Annotated in this window: 22 protein-coding genes, 3 tRNA genes and 1 CRISPR repeat array; of the genes, 9 read left to right on the forward strand and 16 right to left on the reverse strand. The window is 35.5% G+C overall.

The window, feature by feature from the left end; genetic code table 11:
- The 8 genes from nspC to MV589_RS03015 are packed head-to-tail and all read right to left on the reverse strand — an operon-like array spanning window position 1 to window position 9352.
- Complete coding sequence (nspC, locus tag MV589_RS02980) at window positions 1–1152, reverse strand: carboxynorspermidine decarboxylase (protein ID WP_297431898.1); 1152 nt, start codon at window positions 1150–1152, stop codon at window positions 1–3.
- Complete coding sequence (locus MV589_RS02985) at window positions 1136–1981, reverse strand: HDOD domain-containing protein (protein WP_297431900.1); 846 nt, start codon at window positions 1979–1981, stop codon at window positions 1136–1138. Before MV589_RS02985 ends, nspC begins: the two co-directional genes overlap by 17 nt.
- 9 nt (window positions 1982–1990) lie before the next feature.
- Window positions 1991–3172 (reverse strand): saccharopine dehydrogenase family protein, encoded by a 1182-nt coding sequence (locus MV589_RS02990; protein WP_297431902.1) that lies wholly within the window; start codon window positions 3170–3172, stop codon window positions 1991–1993.
- The gene (locus tag MV589_RS02995; protein WP_297431904.1) at window positions 3169–5361 is read right to left on the reverse strand and encodes a patatin-like phospholipase family protein; all 2193 of its coding nucleotides are present in this window, start codon (window positions 5359–5361) and stop codon (window positions 3169–3171) included. The genes MV589_RS02990 and MV589_RS02995 overlap by 4 nt, the downstream gene beginning before the upstream one ends.
- Before the next feature lie 14 nt (window positions 5362–5375).
- Window positions 5376–5747, reverse strand: a complete 372-nt coding sequence (locus MV589_RS03000) for a diacylglycerol kinase (RefSeq protein ID WP_297431906.1) — start codon at window positions 5745–5747, stop codon at window positions 5376–5378.
- Window positions 5734–7596 carry an MFS transporter gene (locus tag MV589_RS03005; RefSeq protein ID WP_297431908.1) on the reverse strand — a complete coding sequence of 621 codons (1863 nt, stop codon included), beginning with the start codon at window positions 7594–7596 and terminating at the stop codon, window positions 5734–5736. Before MV589_RS03005 ends, MV589_RS03000 begins: the two co-directional genes overlap by 14 nt.
- Window positions 7583–8311, reverse strand: coding sequence for a DUF695 domain-containing protein (locus tag MV589_RS03010; protein ID WP_297431910.1), 729 nt, complete (start codon window positions 8309–8311; stop codon window positions 7583–7585). Before MV589_RS03010 ends, MV589_RS03005 begins: the two co-directional genes overlap by 14 nt.
- 12 nt (window positions 8312–8323) lie before the next feature.
- Window positions 8324–9352, reverse strand: a complete 1029-nt coding sequence (locus MV589_RS03015; RefSeq protein ID WP_297431911.1) for a bifunctional 3,4-dihydroxy-2-butanone 4-phosphate synthase/GTP cyclohydrolase II — start codon at window positions 9350–9352, stop codon at window positions 8324–8326.
- A 167-nt stretch (window positions 9353–9519) separates the two neighbouring features.
- On the opposite strand from MV589_RS03015, the gene MV589_RS03020 reads away from it, so the two are divergent.
- From MV589_RS03020 to MV589_RS03040, 5 genes are all read left to right on the forward strand, one after another.
- Window positions 9520–9596 (forward strand) — tRNA-Met (locus MV589_RS03020).
- A gap of 20 nt (window positions 9597–9616) precedes the next feature.
- Window positions 9617–9691 (forward strand) — tRNA-Gln (locus tag MV589_RS03025).
- Between the two features lie 38 nt (window positions 9692–9729).
- Window positions 9730–9804: transfer RNA gene (locus MV589_RS03030), tRNA-Gln, on the forward strand.
- A gap of 60 nt (window positions 9805–9864) precedes the next feature.
- Window positions 9865–10119: a hypothetical protein gene (locus tag MV589_RS03035; protein WP_297431913.1), complete on the forward strand. Its 255-nt coding sequence runs from the start codon at window positions 9865–9867 to the stop codon at window positions 10117–10119.
- Complete coding sequence (locus MV589_RS03040) at window positions 10119–10400, forward strand: type II toxin-antitoxin system RelE/ParE family toxin (protein WP_297431915.1); 282 nt, start codon at window positions 10119–10121, stop codon at window positions 10398–10400. The genes MV589_RS03035 and MV589_RS03040 overlap by 1 nt, the downstream gene beginning before the upstream one ends.
- Before the next feature lie 71 nt (window positions 10401–10471).
- Here MV589_RS03040 and MV589_RS03045 read toward each other — a convergent pair whose 3' ends face one another.
- Entirely contained in the window at window positions 10472–12769 is a 2298-nt protein-coding gene (locus MV589_RS03045; protein ID WP_297431917.1) for a molybdopterin oxidoreductase family protein, read from the reverse strand.
- 139 nt (window positions 12770–12908) lie between these two features.
- On the opposite strand from MV589_RS03045, the gene MV589_RS03050 reads away from it, so the two are divergent.
- The 3 genes from MV589_RS03050 (at window position 12909) to MV589_RS03060 (ending at window position 15127) form a co-directional block, all read left to right on the forward strand.
- Window positions 12909–13178 carry a hypothetical protein gene (locus tag MV589_RS03050; RefSeq protein ID WP_297431919.1) on the forward strand — a complete coding sequence of 90 codons (270 nt, stop codon included), beginning with the start codon at window positions 12909–12911 and terminating at the stop codon, window positions 13176–13178.
- A gap of 242 nt (window positions 13179–13420) precedes the next feature.
- Window positions 13421–14716: an ABC1 kinase family protein gene (locus MV589_RS03055; RefSeq protein WP_521966163.1), complete on the forward strand. Its 1296-nt coding sequence runs from the start codon at window positions 13421–13423 to the stop codon at window positions 14714–14716.
- Between the two features lie 3 nt (window positions 14717–14719).
- The gene (locus tag MV589_RS03060; RefSeq protein ID WP_297431921.1) at window positions 14720–15127 is read left to right on the forward strand and encodes a hypothetical protein; all 408 of its coding nucleotides are present in this window, start codon (window positions 14720–14722) and stop codon (window positions 15125–15127) included.
- Here MV589_RS03060 and MV589_RS03065 read toward each other — a convergent pair.
- Complete coding sequence (locus MV589_RS03065; RefSeq protein WP_297431923.1) at window positions 15124–15384, reverse strand: hypothetical protein; 261 nt, start codon at window positions 15382–15384, stop codon at window positions 15124–15126. The genes MV589_RS03060 and MV589_RS03065 overlap by 4 nt on opposite strands.
- 40 nt (window positions 15385–15424) lie before the next feature.
- Window positions 15425–15739 carry an antibiotic biosynthesis monooxygenase family protein gene (locus MV589_RS03070; RefSeq protein WP_297431925.1) on the reverse strand — a complete coding sequence of 105 codons (315 nt, stop codon included), beginning with the start codon at window positions 15737–15739 and terminating at the stop codon, window positions 15425–15427.
- A 136-nt stretch (window positions 15740–15875) separates the two neighbouring features.
- On the opposite strand from MV589_RS03070, the gene MV589_RS03075 reads away from it, so the two are divergent.
- Complete coding sequence (locus tag MV589_RS03075; RefSeq protein ID WP_297431927.1) at window positions 15876–17012, forward strand: transglutaminase-like domain-containing protein; 1137 nt, start codon at window positions 15876–15878, stop codon at window positions 17010–17012.
- Here MV589_RS03075 and MV589_RS03080 read toward each other — a convergent pair whose 3' ends face one another.
- From MV589_RS03080 to cas1, 5 genes are all read right to left on the reverse strand, one after another.
- Window positions 17013–17339 carry a thioredoxin domain-containing protein gene (locus MV589_RS03080; RefSeq protein WP_297431929.1) on the reverse strand — a complete coding sequence of 109 codons (327 nt, stop codon included), beginning with the start codon at window positions 17337–17339 and terminating at the stop codon, window positions 17013–17015.
- A gap of 14 nt (window positions 17340–17353) precedes the next feature.
- Window positions 17354–17617: a type II toxin-antitoxin system BrnA family antitoxin gene (gene brnA, locus MV589_RS03085; protein WP_297431931.1), complete on the reverse strand. Its 264-nt coding sequence runs from the start codon at window positions 17615–17617 to the stop codon at window positions 17354–17356.
- Entirely contained in the window at window positions 17604–17909 is a 306-nt protein-coding gene (locus MV589_RS03090; protein WP_297431933.1) for a BrnT family toxin, read from the reverse strand. Before MV589_RS03090 ends, brnA begins: the two co-directional genes overlap by 14 nt.
- A gap of 61 nt (window positions 17910–17970) precedes the next feature.
- Window positions 17971–18402: direct repeats of the CRISPR family, unit length 36 nt; unit sequence GTTATAGCCCCCTTTCTCACTCGGATATGCTATACT.
- A 175-nt stretch (window positions 18403–18577) separates the two neighbouring features.
- Entirely contained in the window at window positions 18578–18895 is a 318-nt protein-coding gene (gene cas2, locus MV589_RS03095) for a CRISPR-associated endonuclease Cas2 (protein ID WP_297431935.1), read from the reverse strand.
- Window position 18896: 1 nt separating this feature from the next.
- The gene (gene cas1 / locus MV589_RS03100; RefSeq protein ID WP_297431938.1) at window positions 18897–19775 is read right to left on the reverse strand and encodes a type II CRISPR-associated endonuclease Cas1; all 879 of its coding nucleotides are present in this window, start codon (window positions 19773–19775) and stop codon (window positions 18897–18899) included.

Consider the following 19775-nt stretch of genomic DNA (forward strand, 5'->3'; position numbering starts at 1 on the left):
TCAAGATAACCGATCCCTATAATCTTCATACCCAAACTCTCTGACAAGCTCCACACTTCCATCACTGTGTTTAATAGCTAAAGATGGAAGTTTTATACCGTTAAAGGTGGTATTTTTTACAAATGTGTAGTGAATTTGGTCTTCAAATATTACTCTATCACCTACTTTTAAAGGCTCATCAAAGGAGTAGTCTCCCATGATGTCCCCTGCAAGACAGGTGTTGCCGCCTAGTCGGTAGGTGTACTTTTTCTCTCCTGCTTTGCCTGCTCCTCTTACCTCAGCACGATAAGGCATTGCCAAAGTATCTGGCATATGAGCTTCTGCGGAGGTGTCTAGTATGGCTACGTTCATTCCGTTTTCAAAGACATCAAGCACCGTTGAAACAAGAGAGCCTGTCTCCCAGCCGACTGCTTCGCCCGGTTCTAAATAAACTTCTACCCCGTACATCTGTCTAAACGCAGTAATGAGCCTTATGAGCTTTTCGACATCATACCCCTTTTTCGTGATGTGATGCCCTCCTCCAAAGTTGATATATTTGAGATTTTTAAAGTATTGTGAGAAGTTCTTCTCAAACGCAGTGAGTACCTCTTCAAGTTCGTCTGCTCCCTGCTCACAAAGTGCATGAAAGTTGAGTCCGTCAAGATGTTCTAAAACTGACTCATCAAAATTTTTGAGTGTTGTTCCCAAACGCGAGTAGAGTCCGCAAGGGTTGTAAATATCTACAGGAGAGGCGGAGACTTCAGGGTTTAAACGCAGTGATATTTCAATGTTTGGGTTTATCTCTTTTACTCTTTTAGCGTATCTGTGTATCTGCGAGGGAGAGTTAAAAACTATGTGATCGCTTATACGTGCTATTTGCTCTATTTCATCCTCTTTAAACGCAGGCGAATAAGTATGCACCTCTGCGTTTGGATTGAACTTACAAAACTCTTCGCGAGCCAAACGCGCTTCATAAAGCCCACTTGCCGTACAGCCTTTTAGGTAGCGTGAGACCAGATCAAAAGTGCTCCACATCGCAAAGCCTTTAAGTGCTAAAATAATCTTTGCCCCGCTCCTTTGCTGCACATCATCCAAAATCTTGAGATTTCTCTCTAAAAGTTCCTCTTCACAGAGGTAGTATGGTGTTTGAAGCTTTTTATGCTGCATTTTCATATTTTTTTCGTATTCTCTTTGCAACTGTTTCAAAGTGTTCTACATCCAGACCAAGTTCTCTGACTTTTTGAGAAGCTTTTTTTATAGACTGATCTGTTAAAACTTCCTTTAGATTAATGGCAGTTCTTACAATATCTATGGCTTTAATGTACTGTTTAATAATATCATCTACTTCATCATCCATTTTGTCTTCATCTTTGTCAAGGTTTTTAAGAATTAGTACATAGAGAGAATTTAGATTCCAATGTTCAAATAAAACACCACTCAAATAGTAAGATGTCGTTCCTAAAAACTCCTGCTCAAACTCTGGAATGTTTTCACAAGCTAAAAAACCTTCTCTATACATTTCTCTATAAGAGCTTTCCATTAATTCTTTAGAAATAATAATTTTTCCCGACTCCATAATAAGACTCAAAGAGGTTAAAAGATGCGTATCTCGTAAATCAATTCTAGAATACCACTGCATCATTAAAGAACTTTCTAAAATACACATTTCGTTAAACTGTGCATTATTAAACCCATAAATTGTAGTATCTGCTTTTAAATGCTTTGAAATTGCATATTCAATCACTAGACCGTAAATTTGCTGCGTACCCAATAGTGTTACAGCTTGAGATATAGATATTATCTGATTTCTAAAATTATAATATGGTGAATTTATAGTTTTTAAAATATTTGCAGTAAGCATAACATCGGCTTCTATCATTCTCACTAATTTCTTTATATCAACATGATATGCACCATGCGCATAAAGCCCTTCTATTACACTTGCAATTTTAGATAAAGGAGGCATCTCATCAATATTTTTTACCAAATCTTCATATGTCATATTTTTGCCTTAAAGCTCTTTAATTTTCCAAGGAAGTCCTTGCTTGTTAAGCTCTTGCATAAATGGATCAGGGTCGAACTCTTCCATATTATGCACACCCTCTTCATACCATTTTTTCTCCAGCATCAGTTTTGCACCTATCATTGCCGGTACACCCGTTGTGTACGAAACTGCTTGAGAGTTTACCTCGGCATAACACTTCTCATGGTCACTTACCTGATAAATGTATATTTTTCTCTTTTTACCATCTTTTACACCTTCAGCAACAATTCCGATGTTTGTTTTTCCTTTGGTACGAGGTCCGAGTGAAGCAGGATCAGGCAGGAGTGTTTTTAAAAACTCCATAGGAACTATTTTTTGTCCTTGATGCTCAACTGGCTCAATGCCAAGCATTCCGACATTTTGTAAACATTTCATATGAGTCAAATAACTCTCACCAAAAGTCATAAAAAATCGAATGCGTTTAAGCCCTTTAATGTGTTTGACAAGGGATTCCATCTCTTCATGATAGAGCAGATAGCTATCTTTTTCACCCACTTCAGGATAGTCCCAAACCATTTTTATCTCCATAGGCTCTGTCTCTATCCACTTGCCATTCTCCCAATAGCGCCCATTTGCACTTACTTCTCGAAGATTTATCTCAGGGTTAAAATTTGTTGCAAAAGCATAGCCGTGATCACCAGCGTTACAGTCTAAAATGTCTATGGTCTCTATTTCATCGAAATAATGCTTCTGTGCATAAGCACAAAAAACATTTGTCACACCCGGATCAAATCCACTTCCAAGCAACCCCATGATGCCAGCTTTTCTAAACGCAGCATCTCTTTCCCACTGTAATTTATACTCAAATTTTGCTTCATCAGGATGTTCATAGTTCGCAGTATCGAGATAATCAACACCACATGCAATACAAGCATCCATAATAGTTAAATCCTGATATGGAAGTGCCACATTTATAACAATCGCTGCGTTTACTTTCTTAATTAAAGAGATAATATCTTCAGTAATATCCGCATCAACACACTCAGTCTGAATTGTTACATTTTTTATTTCAGCGGCTATTATGTCACATTTAGATTTTGTTCTACTTGCCAGTACAATATTTCCAAAGACATCCACATTCATCGCACATTTATGGACAACCACGCGTCCAACGCCACCTGCACCAATAATTAAAGTTGTTTTTTTCAAAATTTTTCTCCTAAGTAAAGATATAAATTATTATGTTTTTCATCCGCATACCCATAAGTAAAGTAAAATGCACCAAGCGGTGTATCTGCTGAAACAAACAAAGAGGCGGAAGATTTTATTTCATCTATATGCAAATTTTTGCCATCTCCCCAAACAGAAGCACCCTCTAGTGTAAAACCACCATAAAGAGGAACACCAAGTGAGCCGAAAAAACCGCCATTTTTTATTCTGTAACGGTACATCATACTTGTAAACGCAATGTTATTTCCAGCAAATGAGTTTGCTGGGTATCCTGAGAGATTAAACATTCCTCCAAGTAAAAACTTATCGTAAACCGTTACCGCTCCTTCTTGCTTACTTTTGACATCTGTAAAACCAAGTTTTGCATTTATTATAAGCGTATTATCTCTAAAAGTTAAAGGTTTTTGCACTTCGCTATAAAACTGTTCATAGTCATAATCACTTCCCCAAATTTTAGCATCTTTTTTTATGTTTATTTTGCCTAAAAAACCACTATTTGGAAAGTTATAGTTATCTAGTGAGTCAAAAAGCACTTTTGCGTTTACTTGCCGCGCATTAAACTCTTCTGAATATTGAATCAAACCAACGTCCGACTTATCTCTGTATGCCGCTGCGTTTAGCTCTGCGCGCAGGCTTCGTGATAGATTTATACCAAAGGCTAAACCACCACCATATCCCCTACTCTCAAGTTCTTGATTTCCCACAGTTTTTGTCGGAACAATATAGGTCATTTTTTCATAAGAGACAAAAGGTCTCGCATAGCACTTTTGTCTGTAGTCAAGTGGTTGATAGAACTCTGTAGCAAAACGCTGTTTTTTTCCTATTTCTGCATCTGTTCGCCACTCAGCGCCCAAAGAATTGATGCCGTACATCAAATAACCGACTTTAAGACTATATGCAGAGTGCCCGTTAAAATCATCATCTAAAGAGAGAGAAAAAAGAACATCTCCATTACTATTCCAACTTGGCTCTGTTGTAATAAGCAAAATATTTTTACCCTTGGATTTTACAATTTTATAAGTTATGCTGTCAAATGTAGTAAGATGATAAAGCTTTAGCATATCTTCACGCAAAGCTTTATCATTAAATGTAGTACCAGTTTTTTGTCGTATCATTTTTTTAATAACTTCATTTGAAATATACGTCTCATTTTTAATTTTGATAGCATCAATGATAAACTTTTTGGCATGGTGTTTTTTTCTGTATTTTTTTCTATATTTTGCATACTCTTGTTTAGAAAGGGACAATCTCTGTAACTGTTTTACACTTTTGAGTGCAGTTACATACCCTCGCTCAATTATAGCTGCATATTTGTCCGCATCAAGTCCTGAGTAACCATCAAGTTTTGGTGTGATTAAAATATCTTTTGAAGTGAGATGTTTTATGGATTCATTTGCATTTTTACGCATCATTATATCTACAAGTTGTCCAACAACTACAAGGTAGGAATTTACATCTAAAGTGCTTGAAAAATTTTCACTTACATCCACAGCAATAATAATATCTGCACCCATTTTACGCGCTACATCAATGGGAATATTATCACTAACACCACCATCTACTAGGTCAATGCCATTAATGTCTATAGGTTGCAAACCTCCAGGAATTGCACTCGAAGCGTAAATAGCCTCAGCAAGTGAACCAGACTTTAGTACCACTTCATTACCATTTTTAATGTCCGTCGCAACTGCCCTAAAAGGAATACTTAATTTGTCAAAATCTTTTACATCTGCCACATTTGCAGTCAATTCACTAAATTTCAGCAAAAGAGGCTCTCTTTTGAGTACACCAGTTGGCAGAACAAGTTCATTGTCTGCATTAATGCCAAATCCAAGTTTGCCTTGGTAAGTATATTCAGTTAATTTACGCTGCATTGGAATCTTTTTACGATCCATATCTGCTCGAATGTACTCATGCCAGTTTGTTGAGACCAGCATCTTTTGTATCTCTTGAGGTGTGTTTCCTGCAGCATAAAGTCCTCCCATAAAGGAGCCCATACTTGTACCAATAATCATATCTATTGGAATGCGGTTTTGTTCCAAAACCTTTAACACACCAACATGCGCACCACCACGCGCACCACCACCACTTAAAACCAAAGCTATTTTTGGTCTAGTCTCTCCAAAGAGTACCACTGTTACTATAAAAAGCAAAACCAAAAATTTCAAAATAAAATCCCTTTTTAAACAAGCTTAAACGCAACCAACAGTGTGGCTATCCAAATAAGGACAGTCACTAAAAAACTTACTAAAACAAGTGTTGCACCAACATCTTTTGCCTGTTTTGCAAGTATGTGATAATCCTGCGTAACTAAATCTACTGTTCGCTCTATGGCACTATTTACTATTTCTGCCAAAATAGGCAAAAAGAGTGATAAAAACAGAATGCTGCTGTAGCCAAAATGCAGCGGCAAGATCCAAGCGAGTGTGCCAAATCCAAAAAGCATCAGAAGCTGCCACTTAAAAGAGGTCTCATTTTTCACAATATCCACAAGCCCTTCAAGTGCATAGATTGTGTTTCTGTAAAGATTGTGTTTTGGTTTATTTAGTTTCATATTTTTCTCTCATCTTTTTAATAATTTTTTCTAACTCTTCAGATTTGGTCTCTTTAGAAATAGGCTCACCAAAATAGACTTTTACCTCTCTACGTTTAAAAAGGCTGCGTTTGGCATCTGCTGGTTTATACTTTGCAAATTTACTACCAAAAATTCCACTGTCAATATAAAAGGGAATAATCACGCCATCATAATCGCTACAAATAAGTTCATAACCACGATGAAATGGCTTTATAGCACCATCTACGCTTATTGCACCCTCTGGAAATATTGCTACAATACTTCTGTTTTGCAGGCGTTTATATGCTTCATGCATTGCATCTTTAAAGGCTCTAGGAGAGAGAGGAATAACCTCTCCTTTTTTAAAAATAGCGTGAAAAAATTTCCACTGGTAAATCTCTTTGTCCATCATAAAGTTAATGCGTCTCTTTAGCGCCAACTGCAAAATTATCCAGTCAATCCAACTTACATGATTTCCCAAAAGTAGTACAGCTTTTTCATCTGGAATATTTTGCACTCCAAAGTATTCATATCTGTGTCTAGCAAGTGAAAAGAGCTTCATTGTAGTGAAAAATGTTTCTGTCATATAATTATGAAAAAGAAGATAAATAAGATAAATACCGACAAACCCCATACAATAAAAGAGGATGATTGCATTCATTCCAAAATAAGCAAACAGCGTAGTTAAAACTAAGAATGAGAACATAAAGATATTTTGAATAAAATTATTTGCAGCTAAAATTGTCCCTAAATGTGCATTTGCACTTAAAAACTGTATGCGCGCACTTAAAGGCACTAAAATAAAAGAGGCAAAAATTCCAAAAAAAGAAAACATTACAGACATAAGTACCATAGAGTGAACAAATGGAATACAAAAGACTAAAATAGTAACCATAACAGCACCAATGCCTGCAAGACCGAGATTAATATACTCTTTTGAAAGTTTTGCAACCATTATGGAGCCAAATACAATTCCTACTCCTGCCAACGCCATAACACCTTGAACATATATAGTATTTAACACTCCTAGTTGATCTTTTGCGTATTCACCAAAAATCGCCAAAACAACTTGAGAGATTGACCAAAATAGACTCAATGCTAAAATAGCGTGGAAAATTTCTCTCTTTCGTGTTGCTGTTTTCAGATTGCGAAAAAGATACTCCCCTCTAAAATATTTTTTTAGATTAAAAGTTCTTTTACTAGCAACAAGTATCTTGTTTGGTAGCGTAGAAGCACCATACCACTCAATAACCGAACTAATAACCAAAAGCCAGCCAAGAGGGGCAATTCGCTCCAGTATTTCAGACTTTGTAACAAGTGAAGTGTCATACATATTTTCAAACAATACAGTATAAAAAATAATTCCACCCAATATGGCTACTGTCGTCGTAGCCTGCACTATACTGTTGCCACCTGTTAAAAATTTCTCACCGAAAAGCTCTTTAATGTAGCCATATTTTGCAGGTCCATAAATAGCACTCTGCATAGAGAGCAAAAAAGTCATTACAAATGCAAAAATAAAATATCCATGATAATAAGCGTAAGTAATACCAAGAGTAATCACAATAGCAAAGATTGCAGAGTACTCCATAATTTTATTTTTAGGAAATCTATCTGCTAAAAATCCAGAGGGAGAAAATACCAAAATAAAAGGCAAAAGTACCAAAGCATTTACAATAGCCGTTAAAACTATTTGTGTACTGCCATCGTAAACCTTAAAAATTGTATTTTGTATAATTATCTTATGCCCTAAATCGGTAAAAGCATTCAAAAAGACAACAAAAATATAATTTATAACACCAGTAATGGCAAATATTTTCTCTTTGCTCTGCATATTATTCGCTTTCATCTCCATCTACAAGCGTTGTACTCCAACCCTCATAAAAGCCCTGCTCTGTTTTTAAAGCTTCAAAAAGTTGTTCTACATTTTTGCGTACTTCTTCTTCTGTTACCGCGTGTTCTTTTACCAAAGCAAGACCATTTTCAAAATCTTCACCACTTATTTCATCTTTAAAACTAAAATCTTCAAACGGAAGTAACTCTAAAAATTTCTCTTTTTGCGTAGGCGTAGTAAATGAAACATAATGTTCAACAAGACGAGGAACTTCTAAATCATCCTCTTCCTCTTGCAACATAAAAATGATTTTTTCACTTTGAATATGTGCTGATTCCAAAGCTGATGGTATAAGATTTTTATAGTGAAAATTCCATTTTGTATCTTTGACAACACTACTTTCATAAACATATCCACTATTACTTAACATTTTAGAGACGACTGCGTTTAGAGATTTTGCATTTTCTGCATAGAAGTAAAGTTCATTCCAACCATCTACAACGCGACTACCAACATACTTTGCACCACCATCATGCTCTACGGCGATAATAAGTGCCTCTTTGGTTTCTAAAAACTCTTCAAAACTCTCTTGTGAATTTTTAGAAGCATCGAATTTTATAAAAACACTAAAAAGCCAACTGTATCGCTCACTATAACCATAAGCACTCATATCGCTCTCTATATAAATTTCACTTCCATCTTCTTCAACTCTTTTAAAAAAATCTCTCATATTCTCTCTCTTTTATACATTTACAATGTCATTAACTTCTAAACCAAACCCACTTAAGCCAATAAAATCCGTCTTTTGCATAGCAGTAATGAGGTTCATTTTTGAAACACCAAAAGATTTGATAATCTGCGCACCAATACCAAACTCTTTCATGGCTGCGTTGTCCTGATGATTTGTTTTGTTTATAAAGAGTAAAAGACCACTGTTTTGCTTGAGATACTCTATGGAGTTAATAAGATTGTTATATTTTTCTTGATTTAAAAGTAACTCACAATCTGTAATAACATTATGCACTCTTACATTTGCCACTTCACCAGCATTATAAAATAAAATCGCAGTATGTTCCACGCCATCATGATCTTCAAAAGTGTGACGACTTACTTTTACACCAAAAAATTCTATCTCTTCTACGCTAATCTCTTTTACAAGTCTCTCATTTGCAAGTCTATACTCCACAATATCAGAGATAAACACAGTGTTTAACTTATGTTTTTGTGCAAATATATCTAAGTCGTCTCTACGCGCCATTGTTCCATCATCTTTAATGATTTCACAAATAACACCTGCTTCACTCAAACCTGCTAAACGGCAAAGGTCAACAGAACCTTCAGTATGTCCAGTACGAACAAGTGTACCACCATCTTTTGCTATTAAAGGGAAGATATGCCCAGGTTTTACAAGCTCATCTGCGTTTGAGATAGGGTTTGCAAGTATTTTGATGGTATCGTCTCTCTCTTTTGCAGAGATACCAGTAAGTGCATCTTTTGCATCAACTGAAACTGTAAACGCAGTCTCATACGATGATGTATTTGAACTCACCATAGGATTTAATGCAAGTCTGTTTGCAATAGGTTTGGAGAGTGCAACACAAATAAGTCCTCTGGCATTTGTAGCCATAAAATTTACATGTGCTGGTGTTGAGAATGCAGCAGCATAGACTAAGTCACCCTCATTCTCTCTATCTTCATCATCAACCATGATGACCATTTTTCCCTTCTTCACATCTTCTATTGCCTGTAAAACTCTATCTATTGGTTTCATTTCATTCTCTTTATATATTTATATTTTTAATGATTTCATTATATAAAAATATTCATTAAAAAGAGGTCAAAAAAGAAATTTTCAATTTTCTTTGCAAAAGCCTTGACATTAAAAAAGTTTTTGTCTATAATTTCGCTCACAAACACAGAGTGAATGTGTTTAAACACCGCGGAATAGAGCAGTTCGGTAGCTCGTCGGGCTCATAACCCGAAGGTCGCAAGTTCAAATCTTGCTTCCGCAACCAATTTATTACTTTCAAAATGATGGGGTATCGCCAAGCGGTAAGGCATCAGCTTTTGGTGCTGACATTCGGGGGTTCGAATCCCTCTACCCCATCCACATTAACTTTTCAATAAAAAAATATAACAAATTCAAACTGGGGTATCGCCAAGCGGTAAGGCCGTGGTTTCTGGTGCCACTATGCGTGGGTTCGAATCCCTCTACCCCATCCACTAATTCAAGTCTCTATGAAACTATGCTATACTTACTTATATTAAAAAGTGAGGTTACTTATGCAAATATCCTTAAATATTCAAGATGATGTTTACAAACAACTTGTAAACGCAGGTGTAGACATGCAATCAAAAATCAACGAATACCTTGTAAACCTTGTAGATAAAAAAGATGACTATATAAACTCTAATCAATTTCAAGAAGATAAGGCTTATTTTCACGAGGCTTTAGAAGATATTGAAAGTGGTAAAGCTAGAGCACTTAGCCAAGAACAATATGAGAAAGAGATGGAAGCTTTTGAGCAATCTTTATAATGCAAATTGTAAGAAGTAAAAAATATTTAAACTCACTTCAAGAAATCATGCAATTCATTTCTACTGATAGTAAGAAAAGAGCCTTAACTTTTAGAAATCAATTAGATAAACAAATTTCAAACATTCAAGATATGCCTTACAAATATAGAAAATCTATCTATTTTAATAATGAAACCATCAGAGATTTGATTTTTAAAGGTTATACAATAGTTTATAAGGTGGATGAAGCCAAAGAACAAATAACTATTTTAGGTATTAAAAAATATAAAGCAGAATTATAGGTTACTTTAATTTTTAAGGAATTTTTTTATTTAATATATACAAATTTTAATCCTCCCTACCCCATCCACATCTAGTTTACACCACTCAATTCTCTCTCAGTACTTTTTACACTCACACCCTCAAAAACAACTTTATGATGGGCAATGGCACCACTTACCTCTTGCTCTTCTAAACGCAGTCCTTCTGGAACTTCTTCAGAATGTAACTGAATAGCAGTCTGTTTGAAGTTTGGTTCACCTGATTTTGGACAGAAGCTCTCTTGTGTAAGAGTGTTTACAAGCTGTTCGTTAAAATGAAATGGTACAAATACCGTCCCTGGTCTTACACTTCCAGTTACTCTTACCACAACATCATCTACACGACCGCGAGGAGATGAGAGGCTCATTCTATCACCAGATTTGACTTTGAGTTTTTTTGCATCATCAGGGCTAATATCCACCCACGCTTCTGGTGCTAAATTGTCAAGTATTGCGATGTCTCTTGTTTTTGTACGCGTATGCCACTGCTCAACTGTACGCCCTGTATTTAAAATAACAGGAAATTCAGGACTTATAGGCTCTGACATAGGGTGCCACTCCAAACAAAGAAGTTTTGCCTTTTTATCTGCCGTTCTAAATGGAATATCTTCAGTATAAAGACGTTTACTACCAAGTGGAAACTGCTCATTACAAGGCCACTGAATACCGCCATGCTCTTCTATAAGCTCATAAGTCATCCCACTATAGTCACACAACTGTCCCTTAGAGACCTTACGCCACTCTTCAAACGCATCACGAGGCTCACTCCAGTTAGGAAAAAGCATCTCATTAACACCCTCAAAATATTTTGAAAATTCTAAAATGATGTCAAAATCACCTTTGGCATCACCTATTGGTTCTACTGCCTTATTTGCTTTGTTACAACGGCGTTCAGAGTTGGTGTAAGTTCCCTCTTTTTCACCCCAAGTACCTGCGGCAAAAATTACATCAGCAATTTGTGCAGTATCTCCTAAAAAGGCATCTTGCACCACAAGCAAATCAAGTTTTGCCAAAGTTTTACGCAGTTTCTCTTGATTTACAAAGCTTACAAGCGGGTTTGTTGCTGTTATCCAGAGTGCTTTTATCTCACCTCTGTCTATAGCTTCAATAATTTCGGCATATTTATACCCACGTTCACGAGGAATAATCTCCTCTGGCACATTGACAATTTTTGCATACTCTTTAAGTGCTGCCTCATCCCCATAGTTTCTATACCCTGGAAGACTTGAAGTAAACCCTGTCTCACGCGTTCCCATAGCATTACACTGACCCGTAATGGAAAAAGGACCTGTTCCCTCTCGACCAATATGTCCTGTTAAAAGATGAAGGTTAATAATAGAACTTACGGTATCTGTTCCCATAAATGACTGATTAATTCCCATCGTCCAGCCAGTGATGACCTTCTCATTTGAGACAAATTCACGAGCGAGTTCATAAAGTGTTTTTACATCAATTCCAGTAATGTTTGCCACCTCTTGTGGCGGATAATCCTGAAGATGTTTTTTTAGCTCTTTTATACCGTTAGTATTGGCTTTAATGTAACCCTCATTCTCCCAGCCCTGCTCTAAAATGATGTAAGCTAGACCGTTATAGAGTGCTAAGTCAGTTCGCGGCTTAATAGGTACATAAACATCTGCCATCTGTGAAGTTTTACTTGCACGCGGGTCAATGACTATAACCTTTTTCTTTGGGTTTTTATTGATATGAAGTGTTAAAATTGGATGATTGTCCGCAATATTTGCACCTACCAAAAAGATGGTATCTGCTTTTTCAAAATCTTCATAAGAGCTTGTCGCACCATCACTTCCTAAAGATTGTTTGTAACCCATAACTGCTGAAGCCATGCAGAGTGTTGTATTTCCATCATAGTTATTTGTTTGCAGTCCTAACTGCACAAATTTTCCAAGCGTGTAAAACTCTTCTGTCAAGAACTGCCCTGTCCCTATGACCGAGACAGCACTGTTTCCATGCTCCCTTTGAATGCGTTTAAACTCTGAGCTTACTTTTGTAAAAGCCTCATCCCAAGTAGCTTGTTGCAGTTCACCATCTTTACGAATGAGCGGCGTTTGAATCCTATGTGGAGAGTTTATCATCTGATGTTCTGAAAGCCCTTTTGGACAAAGCGTTCCTTTATTTACAAAGTGCTTAGGATTTCCTTTTGTGTAAACTGCTTTACCATCTTTTACACCGATGTAAAGACCACACCCTACACCACAGTAACCACAAGTAGAAAAGACCCATTTATCTGGCTTCTTCTCATCTGCTATCATTCCAAAAGTATCATCATGAGAGAGTTTGTACTTCTCTTCTTTTATATCAAAACCTAAAAAATCTTTTATCTTACCTATCATTGTAAACTCACTAATTATTATATTGATTAAATAATAGCATAAAACTACATCCAAATTGCCATAATTTTGCTCATATATTAATCAATAAACAATTTACTATTATTAGAATATAATATGAAAAATATTTGAAGGATTTATGATGTTAAAAGATATGTTATATACTGGTCTAGGAATGGGTGTTATACTTAAAGAGAAAGTAGAAAATGAGATTCAAAAACTTGAAGATGAAGGTAAACTCAAAAAAGATGATGCAACTTCACTGCTAGATTCCCTCTCTACAAAGGGTCAAGATGAAGAAAAACGCATAAAAGAGATATTTAAAAAAAGCATTAAAGAGGTCATAGATGAGCTTGGACTTGCTACAAAAGAGGACATCGCAAATCTAAAGGATGAGTTATCCAAAAAATAAGCTACTACAATCCAAAGAGAGTTTGGGCTGTTTTTCTATTTCTTCTCACTCTTTACCTACTGATAAAGAAAAAAGAGAGCTTTTTAGGACTAAAACCTCTCCAACCAAAGAGGCTAAACGCAACTATTATTCTTCTTGGTGCAAGTTTTATTAAATTAGCTCAAGTCTTGGCAACTAGAAGTGATTTTTTTAGCCAAGAGTATCTGTGTGAGCTCAAAGAGTTGCATGACCAGCTCCCAGCAATGAGCAAAAGTGAATTTACAAAAATTTATGAAAATGCCTTTGCTAAACGCAGCTGTTTTAAGAGTTTTGAAGAAGTGCCTATTGCCTCTGCATCCATTGGACAGGTTCACATCGCGCACTTGCAAGACGGCACAAAAGTAGCAGTCAAACTTCGCCGTTACAACATCAAAGAGCAAGTAAGTGCAGATATAAACATACTCAACTTTTTTAACAATCTTTTCAAACCACTCTTTAGCACCTACACAAAAAACTCCATAGATGCTGTCATTAGTGAATTTTCAAAGATGATACTCCAAGAGGTCTCCTTTCAAAATGAACTGCACAATCTCAAAAGTTTCTCAGAAGTTTACAAAGAGAGCGGCATCAGGTTTCCAAAACCATATGAAATGTATTGCTGTGACTCAGCTATTGTAATGAGTTTTGAAGAGGGTTTTCGATTTGATGACAAAGAGAACCTTTCAAAACACGACATAGATTTTCATCCACTCATAAAAAAACTTGTCAATTTTTACACAGACCAGATGCTCCTGCAGGGCTACTTTCATGCAGATCCACATCCTGGTAATCTTCTTGTCTCTAGTGAAGGCGAACTAATATTACTTGACTTTGGTATGGTCAAACGCGTACCAAACAAAACAAGAGTTGCTATCATTGAGCTTATAAAAGCGGCAAATGAGGAGAATTATGAACTCTACATTAGTGCAAATAAGCGCCTTGGAACCATAGCTTACGAAGCGCCAACTGCCGAGCTTGCAGAGTTTAGCGCCAAAATGTTTGCCATCTTTTCAAATGAAAATCTTACGAGTGAATCGATGCAACAACTTGCTTTTGATGTCCTTGCTACGACAAAAGATTTTCCCTTTAAACTTCCATCTGATGCCATCTACATTCTTCGTGTAAGTGCTATCATCGAGGGGCTTGGTACAACTTACATAGAAAATTTTAATGGAATCAAAGACATTCTCCCGACGCTGCAAGAGAACATTCCAAAAGCACTTGGAGCTAAAGATGGCTTTCGTGAACTCATTGTTCAAAGCGTTAAAGATGCCCCTTTTGTACTGCAGAACATTCAAACATCTGTGCAAAAAATTGCCGAGGATGATGTAGAGGTAAAACTCTCCGATGACCAGCTTCATTGGGTAGCAAAGGAGATAAAAAACTACATCAAGCCACTTCTTGGCGGTTTTGTACTTATAATTGCCTCCTTTTTTACCCTGCTCTATGACAATGAACTTAAAACCTTTGCGCTCATCTTGTTTGTAGTTGGAGTTTTAAGAATCTTTTTTAAAAGGTGATAGATGAAAAAAATATTTGTACTTACTCTTTTGCTACTCGCTGCGTTTAGTGGCTGCAGTGACAACAATGCAACCATCACAAAATCAGAAAAAGATTTGCATAATGTAAAATGTATGCGTCTTGTCATTTTTCCACCAAACAAATTTTTAGAAACGACAATGAATAAGCTCTACAATTTTGATGAAAACTGTAGTTATAGACTTCAAGTCTCTCAAAAAAGCGGCATTGTCTGTAACTCCAATCAAAATGCAGCGAGGAAAACACTCTCAAATTTTCCATCGGGGTTTATTCGACTCGATTTATATAAAGGGTATAAAAATATCTACAGCTACTACAGGGATTTGACACATAAAACTACGAAAGAGGATGTTAAAGAGGCGTTTGAGAGTTTAAAAGAGAGTATGAATTAATCTTCCTCTTTTTCTTCCACAAAAGAGCTTGGACGGAGTTTTTTAAAAAATTTTACAAGTGTGGTACTAACAATGCCTCCACCAGGTAAAATCCAAAGTGCTGAGAGAAAAGTCATCTTTCCAATGTCACCTATCTGCTCACCTGCTTTTTTGTACTCTTTGTTTTTAATATGTTTGGGGATCTCTTTGGTCTCTTTGTACTCTTGCTTAAGTCCACGACCAATTTTTTTACTGAATTTTTTGAATTTATGTATCATTTAGATTTCAAGGGTGCGAAGATGCACCCCTAAGTGTTGTTTAGTCTATACTTTCGTAAACTTCAACAGAAGGTCTGCCTGCAAACCAATCCATAGGAGGCATATTTTCATGAGATTTTTTAAACGCATCACTTTGTGTATATGCCATAAAACTTTTCATATCTTCCCATACAGTTTCAATGATGAAAGTATTGTTCTCACCTGTCATTGGGTTTGATTGTGGTGCTAATAGGTTCATAGCACTACAACCCGCTTGATCTTCAATATTGTGTTTTTTTACTGCCTCTTTTAAGTGTGCAGTGTACTCTTCTTTAAACTCTGGCTTTACTGGAAATTTTGTAAAAACTGTTACCATTTTTCTAATCCTTTAATATTTTATTTGCAGGAATTGTAACACTTGTTTTTAAAAGTATGGATAACAATAGAAAAAAAAAGACAATTTTGATATACTAAAAAAATTAAAAAAGTTAATTTTCAAGGACAAAAAATAGATGAAAAGAAGAGATTTTATAAAAAAAAGTAGTATAACTTTAGGTGCTTTAGCGACAACTCCTGTTGTAACATTTGCTAGTAAAATTGAAAATATTAAAGGTGTTAAGAGTAGAAAATTTATTGTAAATTATAATTTTGAAGTAGAATATAATGACAAAAATTTCCCTGCTAAACTATGGAATCCACTTCCATTTAACGCATCGTACCAAAAAGTGAAACTAATACACTTTGATGGTAATTATGACAATTACAATATAAATAGTAAAAATGATTATGATGCAAACACTCTATTTGCAGAATGGAAACGCTCTGATAAGAAAAAAATTCTTAATTTACAATTAGAGATCGAGACAATATATAGAACAGTGCCAATATATAAAATTAAAAGAGCAAGTAAAGCAAATTTACCACTCTCTAAAGATGTTCAACAATATTTAGAACCAACTGCACATATTCCAATAGCTGGCATTATAAAACAACTTGCTGATAGAATTACAGGCGATAGTACAGATAGTTTTGAAAAGATTAAAAAAGTTTATCTTTGGTGTGCTAGTCATACATTTAGAGATAAAAAAGTCATTGGTTGTGGCAAGGGTGATGTTGGTAAGATGATTACACAAACAGAGGTAGAAGATATTTATAAAAATGGTTACTTTGGTGGTAAATGTACCGATTTAAGCTCACTCTTTACTGCAATTGCTAGAGCTGCAGGTATTCCTACACGCGAAGTTTTTGGTATTCGTCTTGGAAAAAGTAACTTTAGTAAAGCACTAGGAAAAAGCGATGCTAAAGGTTTTGCAACGATTTCTACTTGGCAACACTGTCGCGCAGAGTACTACATTGAAGGTGCTGGATGGATACCAACAGATCCAGCTGACATTACAAAACTAGAGCTTGTAGAGGGATTGAAATTTAATGATTCTAAGGTACAAAAATTATTAGAAAAATATATGCACTCTTGGGAGATGAACTGGGTTGGTTTTAATCATGCTAGAGATTTTAAACTTTTCCCTCAACCTAAAGAGTACCCTCTAAATATGTTTGGTTATCCTTATGCAGAAGTTGAAGATAATGTTTTAAACTATTACGATCCAAAAACTTTTGAGTACAAAATAACTTCACAAGAGATTTTGTAATTATGCTTCTTTAATTATCTTTTGCATATCGGCTGCGAGTATAATACCTTTTTCACGCAGTAGTATTGTATCTCTATTTTTAAATATAATTGTTGTAGGCACTTCCGTAATATCAAATTCATACGAAAGTGCCTCTGACTCACTTAAATCTATCTCAAGTATTACCAACTCTTTTAGAAGTTCATCTAACTCTTCTAGTTCAAATCCTTGTACCATACAAGCATCACATAATTCTGAGCCAAACTTCAGTATCACAGTCTGATGTTTTTCAAATGCAGCTTCTATTGTCTCGTTAAAATTCGCTTCGTTTAATTCTATTATTGCCATTATATTATCCCTATTTATGCGCTTCTAAGTGCATTAGTTAAAAACATCTTAATCAATGACTGATAAGGTACATCCATTGCATTAGCTTTAACCTTTAACTCTTCTATCATATCAGCAGGTAAACGCAGAGATATACTCTTTGTAGTTTTTTTAAGATTTGAAAATCTAACAGGTTTTGCCTTGGACATATCAAAGTAGTCTGACACATCATTTTCATCCCAAAAAGCAGATTCTTCTGCTTCATCTTTAAATATTGGTAATTTTTTAAGCTCTTGCATAAATCATCCTCTCTTTTTTACTCATTGCTCTTGCAGATATAACTCTGATGTGATTTTTTCTAATGGTAAAAACAACAGTCACTAAATCATCAAAATCATTTTTACCAAGAGCCACACATCTACACTCATCCAAAGAGTGTCTAAAATCTTCGACAATTAGCAAAGGTTCATTAAAAAAAGCCTCTTCAATCGCTGTCCATTTTAAGCCATGTTTATTTTCATTTTTATGAATATTCCCTTCATCCCAATCAAATCCAACAATAGCTTCAATATCTAAACAATCAAATTCCACTTTCTTCCTTGTATATTGCTATTATATACAATAGTTATTCTTTTGTCAATAATCATTCCATGTTATAGCCCCATTTCTCACTCGGATATGCTATACTAGTAGGCATAGTAACAGCAGCATTCGCAGCGTTATAGCCCCCTTTCTCACTCGGATATGCTATACTAAGTGTTACATGGACTTCTGTGTCTCCGTAGTTATAGCCCCCTTTCTCACTCGGATATGCTATACTGGTAACATTAAAGGTATGCCATCGCAAGAGGTTATAGCCCCCTTTCTCACTCGGATATGCTATACTAAAATAGTTAATTGCTTCTCTCCATGCCTTGTTATAGCCCCCTTTCTCACTCGGATATGCTATACTTCTTGATGAAATGTTTCCTACTTTTGGAGCGTTATAGCCCCCTTTCTCACTCGGATATGCTATACTACATCAGCGTTGCTTTTATTATTCTGTCAAGTTATAGCCCCCTTTCTCACTCGGATATGCTATACTACGTGCTTCTACACCCCTTTTATAGGTGTATTGGCAGACATTTATTTCTCAAAAAAAATCTCTAAAAATTGTAAATTTTTCTCAAAATTTAGGTTTTTTCAAATTTTTAACTGCTTCTAATTAAAATATTCTTCTTGATTTTAAAGAATATTTGTTTCATTTTTACCCACTTTCTCTAAAATAGTAAAAGTTGTTTTTTTTCTAACTTCTCTTCCTCTTTTTTTATACCAACTAAAGTTTCCATTTTAGAGTATTGCAAATCAGTTATTGAAAGCATCCGCACATGTCCCTTACTTGGCAGATGTGCTTTTACTCTTTTTTTGTGAGTATCTACACTATCATCACCCTTACAAATTCGACTATATACAGAGAACTGCATCATAATAAACCCATCTTTAAGAAGAAAGCGTCTAAACTCTATATAACTTCTTTTCTCTTTTTTTGTCTTAGTTGGTAGGTCAAAAAGTACAAATATCCACATAAATTTAGCCACTTTACTCTACCAATGGTAAAATGAGTTGGTTGCTGTCATTTAACTTCATAGCCCTTACAAAGCCCTCTGCCATCGTGTCACAAATATTAAGCATAAGTACATTTTCATCATTTAGTTTCATCTCCATTACTAGAACATTTAAAAGTGCTGACTTTACCTCTATTCCTAGGTGAACATCAAGAGCATCTTCTATCTCTAGTTTTTTCACTACCATATCTACCATTGGGCGAAGTGGTTCTATCATATCATCAGCGAGATTATAAGCATTGAGTTCAGAACGATGAAAAACTCCAAAAGTTGGAAGTAAACCGTGCGAGACTAAAGAACGAGCAACAGCACCTCTAAGTATGGCATACCCATAGTTGAGTGCTATATTTCTAGGATCAAAAGCTTTTTGATCTCTTGTAAAGTCATCAAAAAGCAGACTCCAATATCTTCTTGCTGCTAGTGCTTCTAAATTTTCACTATCGCCTGATTTTACTTTGTTTTCTAAAACAGAGACTTGAAAATCATCTTTGTTAAAGTACCTTAAAAGCCTTGCTTGGTTTGAGATTTTTTGAATGATGATTTTTTGCCATATCTGTTTTTTTAAAGGAGCTTTCATATCTACTTGAATATGAGCGATTTGAGAGAGCCTTGAGTGCTGATGAAATGGAGTGAAGAGACCATTTGGCATATGGTAGTTATCACAGCTAAAAAGAGCTATATTACTTAAAAGTGCAGTCGTTACAATAGCCTGATTTGTCTCTAAAACTATGACCGTTATATCTTCAAGCGGCACTTGAATGATTGGTTCATCCTTTGGTTCATAAACAAACTGTCGATTTTTCATACTAAGCTTACAAGGTTTACTTACTAGTATCGTTCTCCATGCACTCAC

Origin of the sequence: Sulfurimonas sp. (genome assembly GCF_026991475.1) — a bacterium.
Taxonomy (GTDB): Bacteria; Campylobacterota; Campylobacteria; order Campylobacterales; family Sulfurimonadaceae; genus Sulfurimonas.

What these genes read in the sequence shown, in the direction of transcription:
- MV589_RS03010 (WP_297431910.1), bottom strand. Translation starts at nt 8,311, where the DNA reads ATGAGAGATTTTTTTAAAAGAGTTGAAGAAGATGGAAGTGAAATTTAT.
- MV589_RS03045 (WP_297431917.1), bottom strand. Translation starts at nt 12,769, where the DNA reads ATGATAGGTAAGATAAAAGATTTTTTAGGTTTTGATATAAAAGAAGAG.
- MV589_RS03005 (WP_297431908.1), bottom strand. Translation starts at nt 7,596, where the DNA reads ATGAAAGCGAATAATATGCAGAGCAAAGAGAAAATATTTGCCATTACT.
- nspC (WP_297431898.1), bottom strand. Translation starts at nt 1,152, where the DNA reads ATGAAAATGCAGCATAAAAAGCTTCAAACACCATACTACCTCTGTGAA.
- MV589_RS02985 (WP_297431900.1), bottom strand. Translation starts at nt 1,981, where the DNA reads ATGACATATGAAGATTTGGTAAAAAATATTGATGAGATGCCTCCTTTA.
- MV589_RS03015 (WP_297431911.1), bottom strand. Translation starts at nt 9,352, where the DNA reads ATGAAACCAATAGATAGAGTTTTACAGGCAATAGAAGATGTGAAGAAG.
- MV589_RS03035 (WP_297431913.1), top strand. Translation starts at nt 9,865, where the DNA reads ATGCAAATATCCTTAAATATTCAAGATGATGTTTACAAACAACTTGTA.
- MV589_RS03040 (WP_297431915.1), top strand. Translation starts at nt 10,119, where the DNA reads ATGCAAATTGTAAGAAGTAAAAAATATTTAAACTCACTTCAAGAAATC.
- MV589_RS03070 (WP_297431925.1), bottom strand. Translation starts at nt 15,739, where the DNA reads ATGGTAACAGTTTTTACAAAATTTCCAGTAAAGCCAGAGTTTAAAGAA.
- MV589_RS03060 (WP_297431921.1), top strand. Translation starts at nt 14,720, where the DNA reads ATGAAAAAAATATTTGTACTTACTCTTTTGCTACTCGCTGCGTTTAGT.
- MV589_RS03000 (WP_297431906.1), bottom strand. Translation starts at nt 5,747, where the DNA reads ATGAAACTAAATAAACCAAAACACAATCTTTACAGAAACACAATCTAT.
- MV589_RS03080 (WP_297431929.1), bottom strand. Translation starts at nt 17,339, where the DNA reads ATGGCAATAATAGAATTAAACGAAGCGAATTTTAACGAGACAATAGAA.
- brnA (WP_297431931.1), bottom strand. Translation starts at nt 17,617, where the DNA reads ATGCAAGAGCTTAAAAAATTACCAATATTTAAAGATGAAGCAGAAGAA.
- MV589_RS03065 (WP_297431923.1), bottom strand. Translation starts at nt 15,384, where the DNA reads ATGATACATAAATTCAAAAAATTCAGTAAAAAAATTGGTCGTGGACTT.
- MV589_RS03050 (WP_297431919.1), top strand. Translation starts at nt 12,909, where the DNA reads ATGTTAAAAGATATGTTATATACTGGTCTAGGAATGGGTGTTATACTT.
- MV589_RS03055 (WP_521966163.1), top strand. Translation starts at nt 13,421, where the DNA reads ATGAGCAAAAGTGAATTTACAAAAATTTATGAAAATGCCTTTGCTAAA.
- MV589_RS03075 (WP_297431927.1), top strand. Translation starts at nt 15,876, where the DNA reads ATGAAAAGAAGAGATTTTATAAAAAAAAGTAGTATAACTTTAGGTGCT.